Annotated in this window: 20 protein-coding genes; 11 read left to right on the top strand and 9 right to left on the bottom strand. The window is 72.8% G+C overall.

Annotation, left to right across the window (positions count from 1 at the left end; translation table 11 throughout):
- Nucleotides 1-244: 244 nt before the first annotated feature.
- The 4 genes from rpsT to ACZ6TV_RS38945 form a co-directional block, all read right to left on the bottom strand.
- A complete protein-coding gene (rpsT, locus tag ACZ6TV_RS38960; protein ID WP_033365494.1) occupies nucleotides 245-511 on the bottom strand; it encodes a 30S ribosomal protein S20 in 267 nt (88 codons plus the stop codon).
- A 128-nt stretch (nucleotides 512-639) separates the two neighbouring features.
- Nucleotides 640-1,887, bottom strand: coding sequence for an Ig-like domain-containing protein (locus tag ACZ6TV_RS38955; RefSeq protein ID WP_465303592.1), 1,248 nt, complete (start codon nucleotides 1,885-1,887; stop codon nucleotides 640-642).
- A gap of 21 nt (nucleotides 1,888-1,908) precedes the next feature.
- Nucleotides 1,909-4,320 carry a sensor histidine kinase gene (locus tag ACZ6TV_RS38950; RefSeq protein WP_465303590.1) on the bottom strand — a complete coding sequence of 804 codons (2,412 nt, stop codon included), beginning with the start codon at nucleotides 4,318-4,320 and terminating at the stop codon, nucleotides 1,909-1,911.
- A gap of 62 nt (nucleotides 4,321-4,382) precedes the next feature.
- Nucleotides 4,383-5,132: an ABC transporter ATP-binding protein gene (locus ACZ6TV_RS38945; RefSeq protein WP_465303588.1), complete on the bottom strand. Its 750-nt coding sequence runs from the start codon at nucleotides 5,130-5,132 to the stop codon at nucleotides 4,383-4,385.
- Nucleotides 5,133-5,190: 58 nt separating this feature from the next.
- Here ACZ6TV_RS38945 and ACZ6TV_RS38940 point away from each other — a divergent pair, with 58 nt between their 5' ends.
- Nucleotides 5,191-5,781: a PadR family transcriptional regulator gene (locus ACZ6TV_RS38940; protein WP_465303586.1), complete on the top strand. Its 591-nt coding sequence runs from the start codon at nucleotides 5,191-5,193 to the stop codon at nucleotides 5,779-5,781.
- Nucleotides 5,782-5,941: 160 nt separating this feature from the next.
- On the opposite strand, the gene ACZ6TV_RS38935 is transcribed toward ACZ6TV_RS38940, so the two are convergent.
- A complete protein-coding gene (locus ACZ6TV_RS38935; RefSeq protein WP_465303667.1) occupies nucleotides 5,942-7,054 on the bottom strand; it encodes an NAD(P)/FAD-dependent oxidoreductase in 1,113 nt (370 codons plus the stop codon).
- 90 nt (nucleotides 7,055-7,144) lie between these two features.
- Here ACZ6TV_RS38935 and ACZ6TV_RS38930 point away from each other — a divergent pair, with 90 nt between their 5' ends.
- Together ACZ6TV_RS38930 and ACZ6TV_RS38925 are read left to right on the top strand one after the other, a co-directional pair.
- Nucleotides 7,145-8,074, top strand: a complete 930-nt coding sequence (locus ACZ6TV_RS38930; RefSeq protein ID WP_465303584.1) for a PfkB family carbohydrate kinase — start codon at nucleotides 7,145-7,147, stop codon at nucleotides 8,072-8,074.
- 11 nt (nucleotides 8,075-8,085) lie between these two features.
- Nucleotides 8,086-9,180, top strand: a complete 1,095-nt coding sequence (locus ACZ6TV_RS38925; protein ID WP_465303582.1) for a DUF5925 domain-containing protein — start codon at nucleotides 8,086-8,088, stop codon at nucleotides 9,178-9,180.
- A 4-nt stretch (nucleotides 9,181-9,184) separates the two neighbouring features.
- Here the strand turns inward: ACZ6TV_RS38925 and ACZ6TV_RS38920 are convergent, their stop codons facing one another.
- On the bottom strand, nucleotides 9,185-9,592 hold the full coding sequence (locus ACZ6TV_RS38920) for a hypothetical protein (protein WP_465303580.1): 408 nt from the start codon (nucleotides 9,590-9,592) through the stop codon (nucleotides 9,185-9,187).
- Nucleotides 9,593-9,835: 243 nt separating this feature from the next.
- On the opposite strand from ACZ6TV_RS38920, the gene ACZ6TV_RS38915 reads away from it, so the two are divergent.
- From ACZ6TV_RS38915 to ACZ6TV_RS38900, 4 genes are read left to right on the top strand one after another with little or no spacing between them, the layout of a single operon-like run.
- Nucleotides 9,836-12,310, top strand: a complete 2,475-nt coding sequence (locus ACZ6TV_RS38915) for a sensor histidine kinase (RefSeq protein ID WP_465303578.1) — start codon at nucleotides 9,836-9,838, stop codon at nucleotides 12,308-12,310.
- A complete protein-coding gene (locus ACZ6TV_RS38910; protein ID WP_465303576.1) occupies nucleotides 12,311-12,733 on the top strand; it encodes a roadblock/LC7 domain-containing protein in 423 nt (140 codons plus the stop codon). It abuts the gene before it with no gap.
- On the top strand, nucleotides 12,720-13,103 hold the full coding sequence (locus ACZ6TV_RS38905; RefSeq protein WP_465303574.1) for a DUF742 domain-containing protein: 384 nt from the start codon (nucleotides 12,720-12,722) through the stop codon (nucleotides 13,101-13,103). Before ACZ6TV_RS38910 ends, ACZ6TV_RS38905 begins: the two co-directional genes overlap by 14 nt.
- Nucleotides 13,084-13,689 carry a GTP-binding protein gene (locus tag ACZ6TV_RS38900; RefSeq protein ID WP_465303572.1) on the top strand — a complete coding sequence of 202 codons (606 nt, stop codon included), beginning with the start codon at nucleotides 13,084-13,086 and terminating at the stop codon, nucleotides 13,687-13,689. Before ACZ6TV_RS38905 ends, ACZ6TV_RS38900 begins: the two co-directional genes overlap by 20 nt.
- Here the strand turns inward: ACZ6TV_RS38900 and ACZ6TV_RS38895 are convergent.
- Nucleotides 13,643-14,953, bottom strand: coding sequence for an FAD/NAD(P)-binding protein (locus ACZ6TV_RS38895; RefSeq protein ID WP_465303570.1), 1,311 nt, complete (start codon nucleotides 14,951-14,953; stop codon nucleotides 13,643-13,645). The two genes, ACZ6TV_RS38900 and ACZ6TV_RS38895, sit on opposite strands and share 47 nt — an antisense overlap.
- Before the next feature lie 115 nt (nucleotides 14,954-15,068).
- Between ACZ6TV_RS38895 and ACZ6TV_RS38890 the strand changes: the two genes are divergently transcribed.
- Both ACZ6TV_RS38890 and ACZ6TV_RS38885 read left to right on the top strand, forming a co-directional pair.
- Nucleotides 15,069-16,553, top strand: coding sequence for an amino acid permease (locus ACZ6TV_RS38890; RefSeq protein WP_465303568.1), 1,485 nt, complete (start codon nucleotides 15,069-15,071; stop codon nucleotides 16,551-16,553).
- Between the two features lie 73 nt (nucleotides 16,554-16,626).
- Complete coding sequence (locus tag ACZ6TV_RS38885) at nucleotides 16,627-17,082, top strand: hypothetical protein (protein ID WP_465303566.1); 456 nt, start codon at nucleotides 16,627-16,629, stop codon at nucleotides 17,080-17,082.
- Here ACZ6TV_RS38885 and ACZ6TV_RS38880 read toward each other — a convergent pair whose 3' ends face one another.
- Nucleotides 17,083-17,745: a hemerythrin domain-containing protein gene (locus ACZ6TV_RS38880; RefSeq protein ID WP_465303564.1), complete on the bottom strand. Its 663-nt coding sequence runs from the start codon at nucleotides 17,743-17,745 to the stop codon at nucleotides 17,083-17,085.
- Between the two features lie 106 nt (nucleotides 17,746-17,851).
- Between ACZ6TV_RS38880 and ACZ6TV_RS38875 the strand changes: the two genes are divergently transcribed.
- On the top strand, nucleotides 17,852-22,162 hold the full coding sequence (locus ACZ6TV_RS38875; RefSeq protein WP_465303562.1) for a BTAD domain-containing putative transcriptional regulator: 4,311 nt from the start codon (nucleotides 17,852-17,854) through the stop codon (nucleotides 22,160-22,162).
- On the opposite strand, the gene ACZ6TV_RS38870 is transcribed toward ACZ6TV_RS38875, so the two are convergent.
- Nucleotides 22,120-23,136, bottom strand: coding sequence for a hypothetical protein (locus tag ACZ6TV_RS38870; RefSeq protein ID WP_465303560.1), 1,017 nt, complete (start codon nucleotides 23,134-23,136; stop codon nucleotides 22,120-22,122). The genes ACZ6TV_RS38875 and ACZ6TV_RS38870 overlap by 43 nt on opposite strands.
- 68 nt (nucleotides 23,137-23,204) lie before the next feature.
- On the opposite strand from ACZ6TV_RS38870, the gene ACZ6TV_RS38865 reads away from it, so the two are divergent.
- Complete coding sequence (locus ACZ6TV_RS38865; RefSeq protein WP_465303558.1) at nucleotides 23,205-23,897, top strand: DUF6518 family protein; 693 nt, start codon at nucleotides 23,205-23,207, stop codon at nucleotides 23,895-23,897.
- Nucleotides 23,898-23,915 lie beyond the last annotated feature (18 nt).

Genomic DNA, 23,915 nt, shown 5'->3' with positions numbered 1-23,915 from the left:
GCGTCACCTGACCCGGACGGGTCCGGTCCGGCCGGTTCGTCGACGGCCGGGGCGGGCGGGATCCGGGGACATAGATGATGAGCCGGAGGAGCCCAGGGCGAGGAGCCCGGGATCCTCCGGCTCATCGGTGTCCAGGCGTGGAACAGCTGGCCCCGAGACCAGAAAAGGCGAGTTCAGGGAACAGCGAAAGCGCCGCCCTGGCGAGGGCGGCGCTTTTCGCGGAACGGGGTGCTGAGAGGGCCGGTCAGGCGGCCAGCGAGCCCAGCTTCTTGGTGATCGCCGACTTGCGGTTGGCGGCCTGGTTCTTGTGGATGACGCCCTTGCTCGCGGCCTGGTCCAGCTTGCGCGAGGCGGCACGGAGCAGCGTGGTCGCTGCCTCGGTGTCGCCGGCGGCGGTGGCCTCGTGGAACTTGCGGATCGCGGTCTTCAGGGAAGACTTGACCGACTTGTTGCGCAGGCGGCGCTTCTCGTTCTGCCGGTTGCGCTTGATCTGGGACTTGATGTTCGCCACGCGGACAGACCTCGTCTTGTTAGCTCGGGTTGGACGTTCCAGCGCAAGGGAACGCATCACCATGCGCGAAGAATCAGGTTACCAGGTCCCCGACCGGCCAGCCAAAACGACCTCCTTCGGGGCGCTGCCTACAGGGCGCTGCCCTTCTTGTACTCGTCGAAGGAGAGCTCCCAGTCGGTCCAGCCGTCACCATACTTCACGCGCTCCTCGGTGCCCTTGACGATGACGGGGTCGCCGATGTGGGTGACGCCGTACAGCCACTTCGCGAGGTCGAGGGAGATGTTGACGCAGCCGTGGGAGACGTTGCGTCTGCCCTGGTCCTTGACCGACCAGGGGGCGGCGTGGATGTACTGGCCGCTCCAGGTGATCCGCTGCGGGTATTCGACCTTCGTCCGGTAGCCGTCGGGGGAGTCGACCGGGACGCCGTAGGTGGAGGAGTCGAACCACTCCCACTCGTTCTTCACCATGACGATGAAGTTGCCGCTGTCCGAGGGGTTGCTGGGCTTGCCCAGGGAGACGGGCATCGTCTTGAGGACCGTGCCGTCCTCGGTGACGGTCATCTGCTTGGTCGCGTTGTCGACCTCCATGATCAGCTTCTTGCCCACGGTGGCGTCGACGGTGAGGTCCTTCTCACCGTAGGACTTGCCGCCGAAGGAGACCCCGCCGACGGCGGCGCGCAGGGAGAGCTTCGTGCCGGCCTGCCAGTACTCCTTGGGGCGGTAGTGGATCTCCTTGGAGGTGTACCAGTTCCAGCTGCCCTCCTGCGGCGGGTCGGAGGTCATGAAGAGCCGCTTCTCGACGCCGGCGCGCTTGTCCTTCGGGATCTCGGCGCCGAAGGACAGGATCATCATCATGCCGACGCCGACGACCTGGCCGTCGCCGATCTGGCTGGAGGTCCGCACGAGGCCGGACGGCTTGGCCATGGTGGTGAACTTCACCGTGGACTTGGCGCTGCCGGCGGTCACCGTCGCCGTGTATTCGGTGGCGTATTTCAGCTGCTTGGCAGGCATCCACTCGACGGTGCCATCGGCGGAAGGCGAGGCGGTGCCGCCCGCGGAAGGAGCGGCGCCGCCCGCGGAGGGCGAGGCGCCACCAGTGCCACCAGCGGCGGCGGGGGCCGGAGCGCCCTCGACCGCGGCGCCGGAGGCGTCCTGCAGGGTGACCTTGGCATCAGGCGAAGAGGACGAGAACACGACGGACGTGGCCGTCGACACGTCGCGCGCGCCGTCCGCAGGGGTGCTCACCTTGACGGTGCCGGCGGCCGCGCCGCCGCTGGAGCCGGACCCGGGGTCCTTCCAGGACGGAGCGGAGTCGCTACAGCCGGCGAGGACCAGGGCGCTCGCCACGAACAGCAGGGTCAGTCGTCGTAGTTGCATCAGCAACCATTGTGCCCCGGTCTACAGCGACGGCAAGCGGACGAGGAACGTCGTGCCCGGTTTGTCACCATGGTCCGTGACGGTGATCGTGCCGCCGTGCCGTTCGACGACGGTGCGGCTGATGGCCAGGCCGAGGCCGGTGCCGGGGAGGCCGAGGCTGCGGATGTTGGAGCCGCGGAAGAAGCGTTCGAACAGCCGGGAACGCTCCTCCTCGGGGATCCCGACGCCGGTGTCGGTGACGCGCAGGTCGACCCCGGCCCGGTCGCGAACCAGCTCGATCTCGACCCGCCCGCCGGCCGGCGTGAACTTCACCGCGTTGGTGACGAGATGGTCGACGACCTTGCGCAGCCGCGGCTGGTCCCCGGCGACAGGTGCCGGGCCGTCCGGCAGCGTGACCTGCATGTCGATGTCCTTCTCCGCGGCCGTGCGGGTGCCGACGGCCGCGGCGGCGCCGACGACCTCGGCGAAGTCCAGGGGCCGCTCGACGAGGGAGACGTAGCCGCTCTCCAGGCCGGCCAGGTCCAGCAGGTCGTCGATGATCACCCGGAGGTTCTCCGCGTTGCGGGCGATCACCGCCAGGAACTGCGACCGGGTCGTCTCGTCGTCGTTGTCGTGCAGCAGCAGCTCGGTGTACGAGGAGATCGACGTCAGCGGCGTGCGCAGCTCGTGGCCGACCAGCGAGATGAACTCGTCCTTGGTGCGGGCCAGCTGCCGGGCCAGGTCCTCGGCGCGGCGGCGCTCCAGGAACTGCCCGACGTGCGCGGCGATCCCGGACAGCAGCGCGATGAGGGACTGCTCGGGCTCCTCGGCGGCGTCGCCGAAGAAGCTGAGCGTGCCGGTGACCCCGCCGCCGTCGCGGATCGGCACGGCGAGACCGACCCGCAGGCCGTGCCGGGCCAGCGACGGCACGTTGAGCCGGCTCGCGGTCGCGGAGATGTCGGGGATCCAGGTGGGCTGGCCGGTCTCCCAGGCGACGCCGGAGACACCGACGCCGGGGGCGAGCGGCCCGGGCTCGGGGATGACGTAGCCGGGTTCGGTCCACATGGCCGCGTTGCGCAGGACGTTGCCGACCTTGTCGACCAGCCACAGCTCGCTGTGCGGCCAGCGCAGGGTCTGCGCGACGGTGCCGAGCAGGTCGGTCCCCGCCTCCTCGATGGTGGGCGCCTGCTCCAGGATGCGGGAGACCGCGAGCTCGCACTCGATGAGCCGCTCCGCCCGGCGCCGGTCGGTGACCTCGTGCAGGGCGGCGACGGCGCCGAGCCGGGCGCCGTCGCTGTCGCGGATCGGCTGCGCGTTGGCCGTGAAGCTGCGCCGGGGCCGTTCGGGCAGGTGAATGACGACCTCGGCCTCGCGGACGTGCTCGCCGTGGAACGCCCGCATGAGGGGGACGTCCTCGGAGAAGGAGGTGGCGTCGCCGACGATCTCCCGCATGGCGCGGTTGAACAGGATCGGCTTGCCGCGTTCGTCGCAGGCGACCACCCCGGCGTCGAGGTTGTCGAGCAGGGCGCTGAGGAAGTGGCGTTCGCGGGCGAGCTGCCGCTCGGCGGTGACGCGTTCGCTGATGTCGTAGACGAACGCGTGGGCGTGCCGCCCGGTCGGGCCCTCCACGACGTTGAGGGTGAGCTCGACGGGGAACTCGTCGCCGGCCCGGTTGATCGCGTAGAGCTGGAGCCGCTGCCCGATCAGCCTCGGTACGCCGCCCCGCGCGAGCCTGGTCAGCCCGGCCCGGTGGGCGGCCCGGAAGCGCTCGGGGATGATCAGCTCGTCCACCTGCTTGCCGATGGCCTCCGTCGCGGACCAGCCGAAGGTCCGCTCGGCCGCCCGGTTCCAGCGCGTGATCTCGCCGGTCAGCTCGATGCCGACGAACGCCTCCAGGGCGGTCTCCAGCACGGCGTCGGTTTCGGCGGCGGCGAGCGCGATGTCGTGGCGGCTGGTCTCGGCGTTGAGCATGACCTCGAGCATCGTGGCGCACTCGGCCACGGCGGCGATGTCGTCCTCGGTCCAGTGCCGCGGCACGGAGTCGGTGACGCACACCGCGCCGAGGGTGTGCCCGTGCAGGTCGTGGACGGGCTGCCCGAGGTACGCCGTGACGCCCCGGTCCTGCACGGCGCCGAGGTCGCGCAGCGCCGGGTGGTCCCGGGCGTCGCTGATGGCCAGCGGCGCGTTCTCGGTCACCACGTACTGGCAGAAGGAGCTGGTCGCCGGCTCCGCGTGGACGCGGTCCAGGTCCGGTGGCAGCCCGTGCCGGCCGACGATGTGCATCCGCTCGTCGTCGACGAGGGTCAGCAGGCCGACCGGTGCGACGACGGCGCGTGCGGCGAGCCGGACCAGGCCGTCGACGGGCGCCGACGAGGAGGCGAGCAGCATCTGTGCGCGTTGGAGTGCCGCGAGCCGTTCGGGCTGCGCGAGCACGCCGAGATCGAGTTGCGGCATTCCCACCCCCGACCCGCAAGCACGTAGCGTTGATCGTACTCGCGCAAAGGGGTTGAATCAGACTAAAGCCGCAGCTGCGTGGCGCGGGCGAGCGTCGAGGCCGGGTCCTCGCCGTCGGTCAGGTCGATGTCGTCGGTGAGCCGGCCGTCGGCGAGCCGGAGCAGCCGGTCGCAGCGGGCCGCGATCTGCTGCTCATGGGTGGCGAGCAGCACCGTCATGCCGTGCGCCTCCCGCAGGTCGAGCAGCAGGTCCAGGATCTGGGTGCCGTTGGCGGAGTCGAGGTTGCCGGTCGGCTCGTCGGCCAGCAGCAGCTTCGGCGACCCGATCAGCGCCCGGGCGATCGCGACCCGCTGCTGCTGGCCGCCGGACAGCTGGGCCGGCAGGGCCCGCTCGCGCCCGCCGAGACCGACGGCGTCGAGCAGCTCCCGGGCGCGTTGCTGCTTGTCGAAGCCGACGCGGAACGGCAGCACCGGCGCGATCACGTTGTCCAGTGCGGTGAGGGCGGGCAGCAGATGATACCGCTGGAACACGAAGCCGACGGTGCGCCGATATTCGCTGAGCCTGCGCCGCCGCAGCGCGGTGACCTCGACGCCGTCGACCACGATCGTGCCCGCGTCGGCGGTCTCGATCGCGCCGACCAGGTGCAGCAGCGTCGACTTGCCCGAGCCGCTCGGCCCGGTGACCGCGGTGAAGGACCCGGCTTCGATGTCGAGGGTCAGCTCGTCGGCGGCGACGATGTCCTGCTCCCCGGTGTGGAACCGTTTCGTCAGACCCGTGACGGTCAGTGCGGCGCCGGTGGACGGTGCGGTCATGGGCCCTACTCTGTCGCAATGCATTGCGACAATGCAAGGGGCGGGTAGGCTTCCGCACATGCCGATCCATCACGCGGTGCTGTCGCTGCTGTCGCACGGCCCCAGCTACGGGTACGAGCTGAAGAGCGCCTTCGAGTCCGCGGTCGGCCCGCAGTGGGGCCCGCTGAACATCGGCCACCTGTATCAGATCCTCGACCGGCTCTCCCGCGACGGCATGGTCAGCTCCGAACGGCACGCCCAGGCGGTCAAGCCCGACCGGGTCGTCTACGAGATCACCGACACCGGCCGCGGTGAGCTGCGCCGCTGGCTGGACGAGGCGAGCCCGCGCAGCGGCGGCTTCCGCGACGACTTCTTCCTCAAGGTGACGGCGGCGGCCCGCTCCGGCGACCCGGAGATCGTCCGCACCGTCCTCGGCCAGCAGCGCACCTACCTCATGCGCGAGCTGCGCAACCTCGACGGCCTGCGGCGCAAGGCCGCCGACGCGGTCGTCGGGCTGCTGCTGTCCGCGGCGACCCGGCACGTCGAGGCGGACCTCGCGTTCGTCGACGACGCCGAGCACGCCCTGCTCCGCGACCCGTCGACGGTGGCCGGCCTGGCCGGCACCCACCGCACCGCCCCGGCGGACGACCGGCTCAGCAAGCCCGCCTAATGCGTGTCTGGTCAGTGGATGCCGGGCTGCGGCGGGCCCAGACGCCGCCCGGAACCACGCCGGTCACACCTGGATACAACACCGGTATCCAGGCGCGCCCGGCGCGGCCCCAGCCGACGCCTGGACCTCGCCTCGCTCCGACCCCACTGACCAAACACGCCTAGCGGGGACGCAGGGCCCCGCGCCGCAGGCCCGGGATCTCGAAGGGCTCGCCGAGCAGCTCGGCCGCGCCCAGCCTGGCCAGGGCCGGCGCCGTCTGGATGCCCGAGCCGCCCTGCCCCGCGAACCAGTAGAACCCGTCCTGCACCGGATCCGGCCCGACGACCGGGTTCCGGTCGGCCGTGAACGTCCGCAGCCCCGCCCAGCTCGTGCGCACCCGCCGCAGCTGCAGGGTGGTCGCCGCGGCGACCCGCTCGACCGCGAGCGCCACGTCCTCGGGCGCGGCGACCGCGTCGACCGGCGGTGACGGCGTCTCGTCGCACGGCGACACCAGCAGCCCGCCGCTCTCGGGACGGAAGTAGAACTCGTCGCCGACGTCGTGGACCAGCGGCCAGCTCGGCGCGACCCCTTCGATGGAGACGATGGCGACGGTACGACGCATCGGCCGCAACCCGGCGACGGCCACCCCGAGCCGGCCCGCGACAGCGTCCGCCCACGCGCCGGCCGCGTTGACGACCCGTCCCGCTTCCAGGTCACCGCGGTCGGTCGTGAGCCGCCAGCCGTGCCCGGTCCACTCGCCGGCCTCCAGGCCGATCGCGGTGCGCAGCACCACCCCGGCCGCGGCGGCGCGCCTGCGGTACAGCTGATGCAGCGCGTCGACGTCGATGTCCTGCGCGGTCCGCTCGACCGCCGCCCGCGCCACCGCCGACGGGCGCAGCGCCGGGCAGAGCGTCTGCGCGCCCGCCACATCCGTGCCGCGCAGCGACGGGTTGGCCGTCAGCAGCGCGTTCATCGCGGGGAGCTGATCCTCGCGGGCGACCCAGACGAGCGGCCGCGCCCGCAGCAGCGGCGTCCCGGACTCGGCGCCGAGCGCGTCGAGGATCGTCCGCGACGCCCGGGTCAGCGCCCGCACCTCCGGCGTGCCGTAACTCTCCAGGAACGCGGCCACGGACCGCCCGGTCGTGTGGTAACCGAACTGGTTCTCCCGCTCGAGCACCACGATCCGCAACGGCTCCCGGTGGCCGCCCGCGGCCTCCGCCCGTGCGACCAGCCGGCCATCAAGCTCGGCGAGCTCGGCGGCGAGGGACAGGCCGGCCATGCCCCCACCGATCATCGCCACGTCTGCGCGTTCGATCCTGTGATTGTCGCAGGCAATGTTGTGATGTTGCAGAATGTTCCGTTTCGCGCCGGGTAGGCATTGGACGTGAGATTCGCCGACCTCGCCGCCCACTGGCAGAACCGTCCCGTGCTCGTCGTCGGAGACGCCGTGCTCGACTGCTGGCTGTCCGGCACCCCGACCCGGATGAGCCGGGAAGCCCCTGTCCCCGTCATCACGCTCGACGCGACCCGTGAGGTCGCCGGCGGCGCCGCGGGCCTCGCCGGCGCGTTCGCCGCGCTCGGCGCGAAGACCACCGTCGTCGGCGCGACCGGCGACGACGACGCGGGCGCCACCCTGCGGTCGCGGGTGTGGGACGGCGGCGCAGTGGACCGGCTGGTCGTCGCGGTCGGCCGGCGTACCGTCACCAAACGGCGCGTCGTCGCCTCGGGCCAGGTCCTCGCCCGGTTCGACGACGGCGACACGGGCGCCCTCGGCGGCACGGCGGCCGAGACGCTCCTGCAACGGCTGGACGAGTCCCTCGCCGAGCGTCCCGAAGCGGTCGTCGTGTGCGACCTGGGCGCCGGCACCCTCGGCCCCGCCGTCCGGGCGCTGCTCGCCGGCCGCCGTCTCGACGTGCCGCTGCTGGCCGTGGACGCGCTGGACCTCGCGCCGTGGGCGCACCTCGGGCCGGACCTCGTCACACCCACACTCGACACCGTCGGCGGGGTCGTCGACGGTACCAACGCGGCCGCCGTCATCGCGTCCCGCGGCATGCTCCTGCGCTCGACCGCCGCCGCCGTCGTCGCGGTCACGCTCGACGCCGACGGGGCGGTCGTGCTCGCCCAGGACGCCGACACGGTCCACACGTCGGCGGCGCCCGCGCCCCGCAACAGGTCCGCGTACGTCGCCGGCTTCGTCCTCGCCCAGCTCGCCGGCGCCCCCTTGCCGGAGGCCGCCGCGACCGCGCAGCGGTGCGCCGCCGTGCGGGAGCTGGCGACGCTGAAAATTGGTGTACGGGAAGCCGCGCCGGCCTGATCCTTGTGTGCGTGACCCACGTCGATCCCACCACCGCGCTGCCGATCGCGGCCGCCGTGGACGACGCGGACAGCGTGATCGACGTCCTCGACCTCCTCGCGCTGTCGGCGTTCGTCGCCGGCAGCCAGCCCCACGCCCGCACCCGCCACCTGTCCAACCTCCGCCGCGAGGCGACCCTCCTGCCGGAGGGCGCCACCGTCCTGCGTGAGGCGTTCGACGACGACGACGTCTGCACGCTCGCCGCCGGCGACGGCTGGACGCTGCGCGCCACCCGCTGGAAGCACGGCCGCCGGGCCAACGTCACCGTCACCGCCGTGTCCGCGGACCTCGCCGACAGCGTCATCGCCGACGCCGTCGACGGGGCCACCGAGCCGCCGCCGCCCGCCGACGAGTCCGTGTCGATCGGCTTCTGGCACTCCGGCAAGCACGGCCCGCAGCGCACCCCGCGCCGGATCACCGCCGAGCCGTGGGACGCGGTGCGCGGCAACTACGCCACGAAGACCGCGGAGGCCCTCGACCGCCTGATGGCCACGACCGCCGAGCAGGTCACCGGCCGGATGATCCTGCTGCACGGGCCGCCCGGCACCGGCAAGACCACCCTGCTGCGGACCCTGGCGAAGCAGTGGCGCGACTGGTGCCAGGTCGACTGCGTGCTCGACCCGGAGCGGTTGTTCGCCGACCCCGCGTACCTCATGGACACCGCCCTCGGCGAGGACGACGACCGCGCCTCGAAGTGGCGACTGCTCCTGCTCGAGGACTGCGACGAGCTGATCCGCGGCGAGGCCAAGCAGGCCACCGGCCAGGCGCTGTCCCGGCTGCTCAACCTCACCGACGGCCTGCTCGGCCAGGGCCGCGACGTGCTGGTCGCGATCACCACCAACGAGGACGTCGCGCACCTGCACCCGGCCGTGGTGCGCCCCGGCCGCTGCCTGGCCCAGCTGCACGTGGCGCCGCTGCCGTTCGCCGAGGCCGCGGCCTGGCTCGGCACCCCGGTGGGCATCGGCCCGGACGGCGCGACGCTCGCCGAGCTGTACGCGCTGCGCGACGGCTCCCCGCGCCTCACCGTCACCGACGACGAACCACCCCGGGTCGGCCTCTACCTGTGACCCGTCAGCCGACGGTCACGTCGGCCGTGGGGTTCAGCGACTTGTCGCAGCGCACGACGACGCGGACCTCCCGGCCGTCGGTCTTGAACGTCACCCGGTATTCGACGGCGGGACCCTGCTGGGCGTCCTCGACGCGGAAGTCGAGCGCCGGCCTGAGGTAGTCGGCCCAGACCATGCCGGCGTCGCAGCGGGCGACGACGTCGCCGCCCGGGGTGCGCAGGGCCCGGGCGGAGCCCGGCGACGGCGACGGGGAGGCGCCGGCCGTCGCGGCGGGGGAGGCGGGCCGGTCACCGCCGGTGGCGGCCAGCAGCGCGGAGCGGACGCCCTCCACCTTGCCGACGCCGACCACGCTCAACGCCGCCGTGCACATGGTCCAGGCGCCGATCGCGAAAACCCAACGTCCACGTCGCATGGCGCCCGTCCTGCCCGGGACGTGGGAAAACACACCGGACCCGGGGGGATTTCAGGGAGGAGATCATGGCGGTCCGGCCGCGGTCCCGGACGGGCACCCACGCAGGTCGGGGACCGTGACGCCGCGCCGGCGGCCGGCCGGGTTTGGGATGCCGACGACCTTGTTGGTGACTTCCCCGCCTGTGTGTCCGTATCATGCCCGAGACGCGCCACCCCCCTTGTCGACGCGACCCACGAGGACCACATGAAATCCCGCACGTGGAGAATCCGCACGTGGTCGATCCGCGCCAAGATCGTCACCCTGCTGCTCCCGCCGCTGCTGTCGCTCGTCGTGCTGTGGGTCTTCGCGACCAGCCTGACGTCCAGCGCCGTGGTCGAGCTGTTCGACGCCCAGACCTACTACGAGCTGGCCGCCGAGCCGGCCGAGAACCTGACCGTCGAGCTGCAGCGGGAACGCAAGCTGTCGCAGGTGTACCTGGGGTCCGGCCGGGCCGAGGGGAAGCCGGAGGCGGCGCTGCTCGCCGAGCAGCGGCGCAAGACCGACACAGCGATCACCAACTTCCGGACCCTGGCCGGCAAGGACGAGACCCGCGAGGCGATGCCCGCACCGGCGAGGGGCCGACTCACCGAGATCATGACGGCGCTCGACGGGATCGTGTCGGCACGCTCGGGCATCTCGCTCGGGCAGATCGACCGGTCCGGCGCGATGGACGTCTACAACGGCCCCGTCGACGCGATCTACCGCTGGTACAACGCGCTGCCCGGCGTCAGCGACGCGGAGCTGAGCAAGGACGCCCGCACCAACATCGCGATGAGCCGCGCCCGTGAGCTGCTCGCCCGGGAGGACTCGCTGGTCAACGGCGCCGCCGCGGCCGGCAAGTTCGTCCGCACCGAGGCCGCCGAACTGATCGCCGCGATCGGCGCGAAGCGCGGCGAATACGCGGAGCAGTCCGCGGAGCTGCCGCCGGCGGTGCAGCAGACGTATCAGGGCATCGTCGCCGGCGACCCGCACAAGAAGATCACCGACTTCGAGAACAAGATCATCTCTGAGGCGAAGCCGAACGCCGCGATCCCGGTCGACATCGCCGTGTGGCGCGACGCGTACGACAAACTCGCCGAGCAGCTGCGCCAGCTGGACCTGCAGTACGGCGACACGATCCTGGTGCGGGCCGAGCCGGTCGCCGTCGGGATCATCGTGCGGCTCGTCCTCGCCGCCGTCCTCGGCCTGCTCGCGATCGCCGTCTCCGTCGTGCTGTCGGTCCGGATCGGCCGGTCGCTGATCAACCGGCTGACGGGCCTGCGCCAGGACGCGCAGACCCTCGCCGACCAGCGGCTGCCCGCGCTCGTCGGCCGGCTGCGCCGCGGCGAGGAGTTCGACCTGGCCGAGGCGGCGCCACCGCTGGAATACGGCACGGACGAGATCGGCAAGGTGGGCAACGCGTTCAGCGCCGTGCAGCGCACCGCCATCGAGTCCGCGGCGCACGAGGCGCAGCTGCGACGCGGCCTCAACGAGGTCTTCCTCAACATCGCCCGCCGCAGCCAGACGCTGCTGCACCGGCAGCTGGCGCTGCTGGACCGCATGGAGCGGCGCACCGGCGACCCGGAGGAGCTGGAGGACCTGTTCCGGGTCGACCACCTCGCGACCCGTATGCGCCGGCACGCCGAGGACCTGGTCATCCTGGCCGGCGCGACCCCGGGCCGCGGCTGGCGCAACCCGGTCCCGATGGTCGACGTGGTCCGCGGCGCGGTCTCCGAGGTCGAGGACTACGCACGGGTGGGCTTCCTCACGCTGCCCGAGGCGTCGCTGGTCGGCCGGGCCGTCGCCGACGTCATCCACCTCCTCGCCGAGGTCATCGAGAACGCGACGTCGTACTCGCCGCCGCACACCCGGGTGCAGATCAGCGGGCAGCTGGTGCCCAACGGGTTCGCGGTCGAGATCGAGGACCGCGGGCTCGGCATGTCCCCGGAGGCGATCGAGGAGGCCAACCAGCGGCTGCTGCACCCGCCGGACTTCGACCCGGCCAACAGCGCCCGGCTCGGCCTGTTCGTGGTGGCGCTGCTCGCGGCCCGCCATGGCGTCCGGGTCACGCTGCGGTCCTCGCCGTACGGTGGCGTGACCGCGGTCGTGCTGATCCCGCCGCACCTGATCACCGGCGCGACACCGGAGCTGACCGCGTCGACACCGTCCGAACTGGCCTCCGAGCTGGCCTCTGAGCTGCCCTCCGAACTCGTGGTCTCCGGGCCGGTTTCCGGGCCGGTGGTCGAGCTGGACGGCGCCGCGCAGGAGCACGTGGTCGCGCCGGCCGAACGGGTCGTCGCCGACGTGCTGGAGATGGTCCCGGCACAGACCCGCGGGTCGCACCGCCGCCCCGACATCGAAGCCGAGGTGCTGCCGTCACCGATGCCGGCCGCGGTGCTGCCGGAGGAGCCGGCGGAACCCGTACACCGGCGGCAACCGGAACCGGAAGACCTGACCGATGACGGGCTGCCCAAGCGGCGCCGGCAGGCGAGCCTCGCCCCGCAGCTGCGGGAACGCCCGGAGGACGAGCACACGGTCGACGGCGTGCCCGCGGCCCAGTTCGCGGCCGCCGCCACGGGCGGTGGCCGGTCCCCGGAGCAGACCCGCGCGATGATGACGTCGCTGCAGGCCGGGTTCACCCGGGGGCGCCGGGAGGCGGCGCTCACCGACGATCAACCCACACTGGAAAGGGACGCATAGGTGGCACAATCGACGAGTCGCACCGGCAAGCTCGACTGGCTCCTCGACGACCTCGTCGAGCGCGTCGAGTCGGCGCAGCACGCCGTGGTGCTCTCCGCCGACGGGCTGCTCATGGGGGCGTCCACGGGTCTCGGCCGCGACGACGCCGAGCACCTGTCGGCGGTGGCCTCAGGGTTTCAGAGCCTGGCCCGCAGCGCCGGCCGGCACTTCAACGGCGGCGCCGTCCGGCAGACGATCGTGGAGATGGACGACGCGTTCCTCTTCGTCACCGCCGCCGGTCAGGGCGCCTGCCTGGCGGTGCTGAGCGCGGCGGACTCCGACATCGGCGTGATCGCCTACGAGATGGCGATGCTGGTGACCCGGGTCGGGCAGTACCTCACCGCACCGTCACGAACGGGCGCACCCTCCGATGTCGCGGGGTGACCACGACTGGCTCGACTCCGACGCCGGGCCGGTGGTGCGCCCCTACGCCGTGACCGGAGGACGGGCGAAACCCGTCGTCGGCGGCTTCGACCTGGTGGCGTTCGTCGTCAACGCCTCCGACGGTGCCGGGCCACGGCACCTGCAGCCCGAGCACTACGCGATCCTGGCCCGCACCCGCGAACCGGTCACGGTCGCGGAACTCGCCTCACACCTCGATCTCGCGCTCGGCGTGGTGCGCGTGCTGCTGGGCGACCTGCTCCAGCAGGGCCTCATCGAGATGCACGAACCGGTGTACGAACAGTCCGTCGGGCCGCAGCGGCTCGACGATCGCATCCTCAAGGCGGTTGTCAATGGTCTCCGATCGCTCTGACGGGCACATCCCGCTGGCGGTGAAGATCCTCATCGCCGGGGGATTCGGCGTCGGCAAGACCACGCTCGTCAGCGCGGTCAGCGAGATCCGTCCCCTCCAGACGGAGGAGGTGCTCACCAACGTCGGCGTCGGCATCGACGACGTCAACGGCGTGGAGGGCAAGACCACCACGACGGTGGCGATGGACTTCGGCCGGATCAGCATCAACGACGACATCGTCCTCTACCTCTTCGGTACCCCCGGGCAGGACCGCTTCTGGTTCCTGTGGGACGAGCTGGCGCTGGGCGCGCTGGGCGCGGTCGTGCTCGCCGACACCCGGCGGCTCACCGACTGCTTCCCGTCGGTGGACTACTTCGAGGAGCGCAACACGCCGTTCCTGGTCGCCGTCAACTGCTTCGACGGCGTGCAGAAGCACACCGCGGAAGCGGTCCGCAAGGCCCTGGACCTCGACCCGGACGTGCCGGTCGTGCTCTGCGACGCCCGGGACCGGCGCTCGATCAAGGGCGTGCTCATCGCCCTCGTCGAGCACGTGATGACGATCAAGCAGCCACCGGCACTCGAGCCAGCGCGGCGGCCTGGGTTCTGATCTCCGGCACGGCCGTCGTCTCCCACCAGGCACCCCGGCGGGTCGGGCCGATCGCGAGGATGCGGTCGTCCGGCTCGCCGTCGCGCCCGATGAGCCGGCCCCGGCCGTCGACGTCCAGCCCGGTGCCGGTCGGGTCGCGGCGGGCCAGGCCGTCGTCCAGCAGCGCCCGGCCCAGGGTGCTGGTGGCCGCGCCGCCCGGGCCGGTGCAGTTGACGATCGCGCCGACCGGCCAGCTCACGTCCCGGTCCTTGAACCTGAGCGTCACCACGAACCCGCGCTCACCCCGGCGGATCGAGTGGATCGCCGCCGCATGCGTGCGCAGCGCGCCGCTGTCCCGCAGCGCGGTGACCCTCGCGGCCACCGTCGGCGCCATCCGGTGCCGGTGGACCTCCCAGTACGCCGCGGCGTGCTGCAGGAACCGGCGCCGCGCGTCCACCGACAGCTGCCACCACAGCCGGTCGATCTGCGGCCGCACGTTGTCCACGGCGCTGCGCCAGTCGGGCTCCGTCGCCGCGTACCGCCGGACCGCGCGCAGCAGCCCGCGGGCGTCGCTGCCGTCGTGGGCGAACGTCCCGACGGCCTTCGGCTGGGTCTCCAGATGCGACTGGGGGAGCAGCCCGCGGCGCGACACCGCGTGCAGCGGCGCCCGGCGTCCCCGGTTGCTCAGCGACATCGCCACGTCGAGGGCGGTGAGGCCGGTGCCGATCAGCAGCACCGGCACGTCGCCCGGCACCCGGTCCAGCGCACCCGGCGTCCACGGGTTTCCCACATAGTAGGGATGCGTCCGTACGGCCGAGGTGATGGACAGCGGGCCGGCCGGGGCGCCGTGGCCGAGGGCGAGCACCACCCGGTCGGCGGTCACCGCCTCCCCACCGCGCAACACCACGCTCAGTTGCCCCGACTGCTCCTGCAGGCGGATCGCCACGCCGCGCACGTGCTCGAAGTCGGCGCCCCGGAGCCGGTCGTGCAGGTAGTCGCCGAACACCGCGCGGGGCGCGAAGTCCGCCGGGCCGATGGAGAGTCCCTGCTCCCGGCACCAGTCGACGAAGTCGGTCGGCGTGTCGGCGAGGGCGCTCATCGCCGCCGCCCGCGAGTTGAGCAGATGCGTCGGGTCGGTGGTCCGGTACGCCGCGCCGCGACCGAGCGTGTCCGCCGACGCCGGGTCGACGAGCACGACGCGCTCGCGGTGCTCCTCGGGTGCGCTGACATGGATCGTCGTCAGCGCGCCGCTACAGCCTCCGCCCACGACCACTGTGGTTCGCATGGCAACCCCTAATTTATATCTAACCGGTAGGTTTTAACTGTACTAGATGCCGGCGTCGGCGTGTAGAACCCGGCTCCACCGGGCATGTCGCATCTGAGGCCTTGGAGGTGCACCGATGTCGATATTTCGCACCAAGTCGATCGAACAGTCGCTGCGGGACACGGACGAACCAGGCAGAGGACTCCGCAAAAACCTGTCCGCGTTCCACCTCACCGTCTTCGGGGTGGGCGTCATCATCGGCACCGGGATCTTCGTGCTGACCGGCCAGCAGGCCGCCCGCAACGCCGGACCCGCGATCGTGCTGTCCTTCGCCCTGGCCGGCATCGTCTGCGCCCTCGCCGCCCTCTGCTACGCCGAGTTCGCCTCCAGCGTGCCGGTGGCCGGCTCCGCCTACACGTTCTCGTACGCCACCCTCGGACAGTTCGTCGCCTGGATCATCGGCTGGGACCTGTGCCTGGAGCTCGCGCTCGGCGCCGCCGTCGTCTCCCGCGGCTGGTCCGCCTACCTGCAGGAACTCTTCGACCTGCCCACCTGGCTCGCCGGCGACGCCGCACGCCCCGACTTCGGCGCCGCGTTCATCGTCGCCGCCCTCACCATCGTCGCGATCATGGGCGCGAAACTGTCCGGCCGCGTCACCGGCTTCCTGGTCGTCGTCAAGGTCGCCGTCGTCGTGTTCGTCATCGGCCTCGGACTCTTCTTCATCAAGGCCACCAACTACACGCCGTTCATCCCCGCCGCCGAACCCAGCGAAAAGATCGGCGGCGGCGACGCCCCGCTGCTGCAGGTCCTCGCCGGGATCACCCCGCAGCACTTCGGCTGGTTCGGCATCGTCGCCGCCGCCTCCATCGTGTTCTTCGCCTACATCGGCTTCGACGTCGTCGCCACCACCGCCGAGGAGACCCGCAACCCGCAGCGGGACGTCCCGTGGGGCATCATCGGCTCGCTCGTCATCTGCGGCGTCCTGTACATGGCGACCGCCTTCGTCGTCACCGGCATGGTCCCCTTCGACCAGCTCGACACCGCCGCGCCGCTCGCCAAGGCCTTCGACCTCGTCGGGCAGGGCTGGGCCGCCGACATCATCTCCCTCGGCGCCGTGTGCGGCATCACCTCGGTCATCCTGGTGCTGCTGCTCGGCCAGTCCCGGGTGACGTTCGCCATGGCCCGCGACGGGCTGCTCCCGCCGGTCCTCGCCCGAGTCCACCCCAAGTACGGCACGCCGTGGGTCATGTCGACCATCACCGGGGTCGTCGTCGCGGTGCTCGCCGCGTTCGTCCCGCTGTCCGAGCTGTCCGAGCTGACCAGCATCGGGACGCTGTTCGCGTTCGTCGTCGTGTCGATCGGCGTCGTCGTCCTGCGCCGGACCCGGCCCGACCTGCCCCGGGCGTTCCGGGTGCCGGGAGTGCCATGGCTGCCGGCGCTGAGCGTCGTGGCCAGCGTGTGGCTCATGCTCAACCTGCCGGTCATCACGTGGGCGCGGTTCCTGATCTGGATGGCCGCCGGTCTGATCCTCTTCTTCGTGTACGGCATGCGCCGCGCGAACCTGGCCATCGACCGCGCCACCACCGAGGGTGACACGCGAGCCGACCGGCCGTCGTCGTAGGGCCGGGTGCTTGTGGCCACCCGCACGTGGCCCGGGTGGCGGCGGGCTCGGCAGTGCTGGAAAGGTGGCATGCATGAGCGACTTCGGCCTGCAGTCCGACTTCGGTGCGGACTTCGACCCAGACGACCTCAGCGTGTCCGACTTCGCCGACCCGCACGCCGTGTTCGGTGAGGAACACGGCGTGCAGGCCGGTCTCGAACCCGCCTCCGGGTCGGACGCGGGGTCTGACGCCGGGTCGGATGCCGGTTCGCAGGCGCCGCCTTCCACGGAAGGGCTGGCGACCGCCGGCTACGACAGCGACGGTGACGGCGTCGCCGACGTCCTGCTCGCCGACGAGAACCACGACGGTGTGACCGACATCGCCATGTGGGACACCAACGCCGACGGCCTCATCGACCAGGTCGCCTACGACCAGGACCACGACGGCCGGATCGACCTGATCTACCACGACGACAACTTCGACGGCGAGGTCGACCGGGTCGAGACCGCCGACGGCTCGCAAGAGATCCCCGGGTACACCTCGAACTAGCTACCGCAGCCCGGCGCGCACCTTCCGCATCTGCTTCGCGTACTGGCGGCGGCCCACCGTGTGCCACAGGACCCGCGCCGACACGGGCAGATGCGACAGGAACCGCGCCGTCTCCTCCGGCGTCGCCTCCTCCAGCAGCGCGCCCAACATGAACAGCAGCTTGTCCTTCGGCGTGTGCGACCGCGCCTCCTCACCGAGCTCCGCCCACTCCGCGGCCGTGATGTGCTCCGACACCAGCGGCAGCACCGAACGCTCCTCCTCGTCGAGATGCACGAGCAGGTCCCGGCTGTGCTCGTCCATCGCCTCGGCCAGCGCGTCCCGGGCGTCCGCCGAAGCGTCCCGCTCCCACGTCGCGAGGCGGCCCATCACCGTGTGCAACCCACCGGCGACCACCTCATGCTGCTGCTCCATCCGCAGCACCAGATCCGCGTCCAGATCGACCCGGGCGAGCAGCTTCGGCCACAACAACGCGTCCTCGGAAGTGTGGTGCGAGTGCAGGCCCTTGTCGTACTCGCGGACCATGCCGCCCAGAAAACGGGCGCGCTCGACGTCGCCGGGCCGCACACCGCGGACGAGCTCGGTCATCAGCCGCGACTCGCGCCGGAACACCCGGTGCACGACGATCATCTCCTGAACCCACGGACGCTCGACGGTGGTGGTCATATCGGTCACTCTCCAGATCAGTTCGCTCAGCAGTGGATTCAAGGTGCGCGGACTGTCTTGTAGCGGTCTTGGAAGCCGCTTGGGGGCCGCTACGATGGCGCGCGTCATGCTGATGCGGGTGCTCGGACCGTTCGCGGTCGACGTCAACGGCGGTGCGGCCGACCTCGGCGGCCCCCGCCAACGCGCCGTGCTCGCGCTCCTGCTGACCGCCGGCGGCGAAGTCGTCTCCGTCGACCGGATGATCGACGACCTGTGGCGCGGCGAAGCACCCCCACGGGCGATTGCGTCGCTGCAGGCGTACGTGTCCAACCTCCGCCGCGTCCTCGAACCCGGCCGCGAACGCCGCGCCCCCGCCCGCCTCCTGGTCAGCGCACCACCCGGCTACGCGATCCGGGTCCCACCCGACGCCGTCGACGCCTGGCGCTTCGAATCCCTGCTCGCCGACGCCCGCGCGGCCCACACCGCCGCACCGGGCCGGGCCAGGCTGCTGCTCCGCGGCGCACTCGAACTGTGGCAGGGCGCCGCGTACGCCGAGTTCGCCGAGGAACCCTGGGCCCAGCCCGAAGCCGCCCGGCTCGAAGAGCTCCGCACGGTCGCCCGCGAACTGCTCCTCGACGTGGCACTGCGCACCGGCGGCGCGGCCGAGGCCGTCCCGGAGGCGGAGCTGCTGACCCGCCAGGCGCCGCTGCGCGAGGAGGGCTGGCGGCTGCTCGCCCTCGCCCTGTGGAGCACCGGCCGCCAGGCCGACGCCCTGGCCGCGCTGCGCCGCGCCCGCGGCATCCTCGCCGAGGACCTGGGCCTGGACCCTGGCCCCGCCCTCGTCGAACTGGAGTCCGCGATCCTCGCCCAGCGCGTCGAACTCCTGGACAACCTGCGCGGCGACCACCCGCACGGCGGTCTACGCGGCGACTTGCGTGGCGACATCCCACGTGACGGCGCACGCGGCCACTACCCGCACGGTGGCCTGCGCGGCGACTTGCCTGGCGACTTGCGTGGCGACATCCCGCGCGGCGGCGCACGCGGCGACCACCCGCACGGTGGCCTGCGCGGCGACTTGCGTGGCGACATCCCACGTGACGGCGCACGCGGCGACCACCCGCACGGTGGCCTGCGCGGCGACTTGCCTGGCGACTTGCGTGGCGACATCCCGCGCGGCAACTACCCGCACGGCGGCCTGCGCGGTGACATCCCGGGTGACGGCGCACGCGACAACAGCCCGCACAGCGACGACCTGCCTGGCGGCCTGGCCGGCGAGGACCTGTCCGGCGGCGAGGTCACCGGCACCGGCACCGCGCGTCGCACAGAGGCCTCAGGCACCGCGCGTGGCGGCGAGGTCTCCGGCACCGTGCGGCGCGCCGAGCTTCAGGGCGCCCCGGGCCGCGGACCAGCAACCGGCGATCACGGCCCTCGACCGGCGAATCACCCGACCGCCCCAGACTCGCCGGCGGCCGCAGACCCTCGGGCGGGCGCGAGTCTTCAAGCGGCCGCGAGTCTTCAAGCCGCCGCGAACCCTCAAGCCGCCGCGAACCCGTGGAGCGCCGGAGCAACCGCGAACCCCGGAAGCCCTCAAGCAACCGCGAATCCCCGGAACCCCCGAGCCGCCGCGAATCCCCGAGCCGCCGCGAACCCCCGAGCCGCCGCGAACCCCCGCGCAACCGCGAACCCCCCGCCAGCCGCGGATTTTCCCGCGGGTGGCGGGCCGGGCGCGACGGCGGGCGAGCTGCACGTCGAGCCGGACGTACCGCACGAGCCGAACGAGCTGAACGAACGGAGCACGGAGCCGGGCGAGCGAAGCAGAAACCCCGAGGCGGCGGCGGGCGGCAGCTTCATCACCACGCTACCTCAGCCGACCAAGTCGATCTCCGACGTCGTCACCCTCCGAAGTTTACCCAGCAGGCAGGCGTGGGACGCAAACCCTGAGGTGTTCGTCGGGCGGGGGCAGGAGCTGGCGACGCTGTGCGCCGCCGCGGCGGAGGCGGTGCCGAGCGGGCCGCGGATCGTGTTGCTCAGCGGCGAAGCCGGGGTCGGCAAGACGAGCCTACTCGCCCGGTTCCGGCAGCACCTCATCGACGAGGGCTGGCTCGTCGCCGTCGGGCGGTGTCCTGAGGTCGACGGCGCGCCGCCCGCGTGGGCGTGGGTGGAGGCGTTGCGGCAGCTCGCCGTGGAGGTGCCGCCCGGGGACCTCGGGCCGGCGCTCGCGCCGCTGCTCGACGACGCCGGTGCGGGGCACAGCGAGGGTAACGACGTGGCCGCCGGGCGGTTCCGGTTGCATCAGGCGGTGCGCGCCTGGCTGGGTGACGCCGCCGCGCGGGGGGCGGTGGCGATCGTGCTCGACGACCTGCACGCCGCGGATGCCGAGACGTTGCTGCTGCTGGCCAGCGCGGCGGAGCTCACCGGGGTGCGGGTGCTGCTCGTCGCGGCGTACCGGCCCGCCGACAACCGGGACCGGCTCGACGGGGCGCTGGCGGCGCTCGCCCGGCGGTCGCCGGTGCGGGTCCATCTCGACGGGCTCGGCGCCGAGGACGTGCAGCGGCTCGTCGGTGCCGACGTCGACGCCGGGACGGTTGCGGCGCTCGCCGAGCGTACCGGCGGGAATCCCTTCTATCTGAAGGAGTCCGCGCGGCTGCTGGCGTCGGAAGGGGCGCTCGTCGCCACGTCGGAGGTGCCGGAAGGGGTCCGGGACGTGCTGCGCCGGCGGCTGTCGAGGCTGCCGCAGGCGGCGGTCGCGGTGTTGCGGCTCGCCGCCGTCGTGGGACGTGAGGCCGACGTGGAGACGCTCGTCGGGGCCGCCGACGCCGACGAGGGTGCCGTTCTGGACGCGCTCGAGGCCGGGCTCATCGCGGGGCTGCTGACGGAGCCGGCGCCGGGGCGGGTCAGGTTCGTGCACGGGCTGGTGCGCGACACGATGTACACGGACCTGTCGCAGCTGCGCCGTACCCGGATGCACGCGAGGGTCGCCGCCTGCACGCGGCGGCTGCGGCCCGACGACTACCCGGCGCTCGCCCACCACTACGCGCGGGCCGCCTCGTCGGACACGGCGGCGCTCGCCGTCGACTACGCGGTCCGGGCCGCCGAGCTCGCCGAGCGGCGCTACGCGTACGACGCCGCCGTCGAACTCCTGGCCGGTGCCGTGCAAGCCGCGGAAACCGCAGGCGCCGTGCAGGCCGCGGAAACCGCCGCGGGGGACCGGGACCAGTTGCGTGTCGACCTGCTCGGCCGGCTCCTGCGGGCGCAGGCGCGTGCCGGTGCGGTGGCGCAGGCGCGGCAGACCCGCGACCGGGCCCTCGACGTGGCCGTCGCCAGCGGGCGGGAGGAGCTGCTGATCTCGGCGTTCACCGCGTGGAAGGTGCCGACGCCGTGGCAGATCCGCACGTACGGCGTGATCGACCACCGCGTCGTCGGCCTGCTCGCACGGCTGCTGCGCCGGCCCGGCCTCGACGCGGAGACCAGGGTGCGGCTCCTCGACGCGCTCACCATGGAGCTCGACGGCGAGGACGATCCGCGTGGCCCCGCCGCCGGCGTCGAAGCGCTCGAGCTGGCCGCTGCCGTGGCGGATCCGGCGGTACAGGCGCTGGGGCTGGTCGCCAGGGCCAGGACGATGCGCTACGACCTGGAGGCGGAGGAGCGGGCCGCGGTCGGCACGCGGCTGGGTGAGCTCGCCCGGGCGCACGGCATGGTCGCCTACGAATGGGTCGCCGAGCAGATCCTCACCAACTGTGCGGCCGTGCGCAACGAGGCCGCCGACGTCCGGGCCCGCGTCGCCCGGCAGGGTGTGCTCGCCGACGCGTACCAGCTGCCGGAACCCCAGGCGATCATCCTCAGCGCCCGGGCGACCCTCGCGCACGTCGCCGGCGACTACGCCGAGTCGCAGCGCCTCTACGACGAGACGCTCGCCGTCATGCGCCGGCAGGGGTCGCTGCACGCGGACGCCTACCACTTCTTCGCCACCGCGAGCCTGCTCATCAGCCAGGGCCGGCTCGGTGAGCACCTGACGCACACCCGCGCGACGCGGGAGGCGCTCGGCCCGGTCGCCGACGACGCGCTCGCCCTCGCCCTGGTGCACGCGGGCCGCGTCGACGAGGCGCGGGAGATCAGGATCGGCGTCCACGAGCACCTTCCCGACTACTTCCAGTCCGCGTTCCTGGCGGTGCGCGGGCTCGCGGTCGTCGCCCTCGACCGGGCGGACCTGGCGCCGGCCGTCATCGGCGATTTGCTGCCGGTCCGCACGCAGATCGCGGGGATGAGCAGCACCTCGATCGCGATGCAGCCGGTCGCGTACGTCCTCGGCCGCCTGTACGCGCTGCTGGGCGACCGTGACCGGGCGCGGGAACATTACGAGCTCGCCCGCGAGGTGGCGACCGCGTGGGACGCCGCTCACTGGGTCCGCGACGCCGAAGCCGGCCTGGCCGGACTCTGACCGTCCACAGTCGACGGCCACCGGCGGCTGACCCGCCGGCACCAGACGAGCAGCGCGACGGCCACGCACGCGAACCCGGCATTGCCCCACCAGCGCACGGGGTCACCGGGATCCATGAGCCACGTCAGGACGAAGCCGAGCCAGGCGTACGTCAGCAGCACCCCGCCGGCGAGCGCCACCTGACGCTCCTGGGTCCACTGTGGACGCCGGGCGAGCGCGGAGACGACCACGGCGGCCAGGAGCAGCAGCGCAGCGCCCATCCAGACGCCGGTCCAGCTCTCCGGGCGGGCCACGAACGCTCCCGACAGGACGAACCCGCCGGCGCCGGCCAGCCACGGCCGCGGCACCCAGCCGCCGGGCAGGGCGGGGCCGCGCGCGCCGGGGCGGCGGGTCACAAACGCCGCCGCCACCAGCAGCGCCGCGACCACGGCCGCGCCCGTCAGCTGCGCCGGCGTGGCGAGGAACCCCTCCGACTCGCGCAGCTCCCGGAACACGATCCGTAGGCCCCACCCGTACAGCAGCAGCGTCCCGGCGAACCCGGCGCGGCCCAGCCAGGGAGTGGTGCGCCGGGCCGGCGTCAGGTGCTCCACCACCGCGATCGGCAGCGCGATGCTCCACACCGCGTGCCCGGTCACGAACGACATCGCGTTCAGCGCGCTGATCCCCAGCGCCGGCACCGGTGTCACCGCCTGGAAGTCGTGGCCCTCGAACGACGGGTTGAACAGCGACTGGTCCGCCAGTCCCGCCTCGATGACGCCGTACGCCGCGCCGAGCAGCAGGATCGCGGGCCACCCGAATCCCGTGCGCCGCACCAGTTCCCGGATCAGCAGCGCGCCGCCGCCGTACATCGGCACCAGGAACGGCAGGGCCGGCAGCAGCCGGACCGAAAGGTTGCCGAGCAGAAACTCGCCGGTGAACGGCGCCAGGACGAGCAGCCCGGCCACCGGCGCCATCCTGCGGATGAAAGTCCCCATGCCGTCGAGTCCACCGCCCGCGGGGCACCGGGCCTACCGCCGAAAGTCGTTCACTACCATCACCTTCCGTGTGGGTGCGGTCGTCGGTCGTCGGTGTGCTGCTCGGCGGGCTGGCGTACGCTGCCGACTTCTGCCACGGGCTGCTCGCCGTCGCGATGGTGCTGGTGTCCAGCAGCGGCCTCGCGTGGGGCGGCGCCGCCCTGATCCTCGCCTTCGCCGCCGCGGGCCGCCGGACCGCCGCGATCGGCGCCGCAGTCACCGTCCTCGCCGTAGCCACCGTCGTCTACTACGGCGTGATCCTGGCCGACGGGGACCGCTGGCGCTGGGGCCAGCTGGAGGACGGCAGCTCGGCCGCCGCGTACGGGCTGCGGTCGGTGCTGGTGGCGACCGCGTTCTGGCTCGCCGCGTCCGTCGCCGGCGGGGTCGTCCTCGGCCTGCTCGGCCACGCGATCCGCCGGTCCCGGCCCCGGGCCTCCGCGATCGCCGCCGGGGCCGCCTGCGCGCTCCTCGCGGGACAGGCGCTGGTGCGGCTCCTGCAGGCGAGCGGCTACCGGGCCGGATACCTGGCCGAGGTCGCGCCGTGGCTGGTCGAGGCCGGCGCCGAGGCGGGGCTCGCCGTCGCGGTCTGCGTCGTGCTCCTGCGCCGTGGCCCCCGCCCGCGCGCGTGGGGCTGGTTCGCGGCGGCGACGGTCACGCTCGGCACGGTCGCCCTGCTCGCCTGGCGGCAGGTCGAGGCGATCCGGATGACGGGCTTCTGGTGACGTACCGGGGCGCGAGGG

The organism is Dactylosporangium sp. NPDC051087 (assembly GCF_055586325.1).
This window is presented reverse-complemented; position numbering and strand designations above follow the sequence as displayed.

Bases quoted from the DNA above. Each gene is read 5' to 3' on its own strand.
- ACZ6TV_RS38940 (WP_465303586.1), top strand. From the start codon at position 5,191: ATGCCGATCCATCACGCGGTGCTGTCGCTGCTGTCGCACGGCCCCAGC.
- ACZ6TV_RS38955 (WP_465303592.1), bottom strand. From the start codon at position 1,887: ATGCAACTACGACGACTGACCCTGCTGTTCGTGGCGAGCGCCCTGGTC.
- ACZ6TV_RS38885 (WP_465303566.1), top strand. From the start codon at position 16,627: ATGAGCGACTTCGGCCTGCAGTCCGACTTCGGTGCGGACTTCGACCCA.
- ACZ6TV_RS38920 (WP_465303580.1), bottom strand. From the start codon at position 9,592: ATGCGACGTGGACGTTGGGTTTTCGCGATCGGCGCCTGGACCATGTGC.
- ACZ6TV_RS38890 (WP_465303568.1), top strand. From the start codon at position 15,069: ATGTCGATATTTCGCACCAAGTCGATCGAACAGTCGCTGCGGGACACG.
- ACZ6TV_RS38945 (WP_465303588.1), bottom strand. From the start codon at position 5,132: ATGACCGCACCGTCCACCGGCGCCGCACTGACCGTCACGGGTCTGACG.
- ACZ6TV_RS38880 (WP_465303564.1), bottom strand. From the start codon at position 17,745: ATGACCACCACCGTCGAGCGTCCGTGGGTTCAGGAGATGATCGTCGTG.
- ACZ6TV_RS38895 (WP_465303570.1), bottom strand. From the start codon at position 14,953: ATGCGAACCACAGTGGTCGTGGGCGGAGGCTGTAGCGGCGCGCTGACG.
- ACZ6TV_RS38935 (WP_465303667.1), bottom strand. From the start codon at position 7,054: ATGATCGGTGGGGGCATGGCCGGCCTGTCCCTCGCCGCCGAGCTCGCC.
- ACZ6TV_RS38900 (WP_465303572.1), top strand. From the start codon at position 13,084: ATGGTCTCCGATCGCTCTGACGGGCACATCCCGCTGGCGGTGAAGATC.
- ACZ6TV_RS38870 (WP_465303560.1), bottom strand. From the start codon at position 23,136: ATGGGGACTTTCATCCGCAGGATGGCGCCGGTGGCCGGGCTGCTCGTC.
- ACZ6TV_RS38875 (WP_465303562.1), top strand. From the start codon at position 17,852: ATGCTGATGCGGGTGCTCGGACCGTTCGCGGTCGACGTCAACGGCGGT.
- ACZ6TV_RS38905 (WP_465303574.1), top strand. From the start codon at position 12,720: ATGTCGCGGGGTGACCACGACTGGCTCGACTCCGACGCCGGGCCGGTG.
- ACZ6TV_RS38950 (WP_465303590.1), bottom strand. From the start codon at position 4,320: ATGCCGCAACTCGATCTCGGCGTGCTCGCGCAGCCCGAACGGCTCGCG.
- ACZ6TV_RS38915 (WP_465303578.1), top strand. From the start codon at position 9,836: ATGAAATCCCGCACGTGGAGAATCCGCACGTGGTCGATCCGCGCCAAG.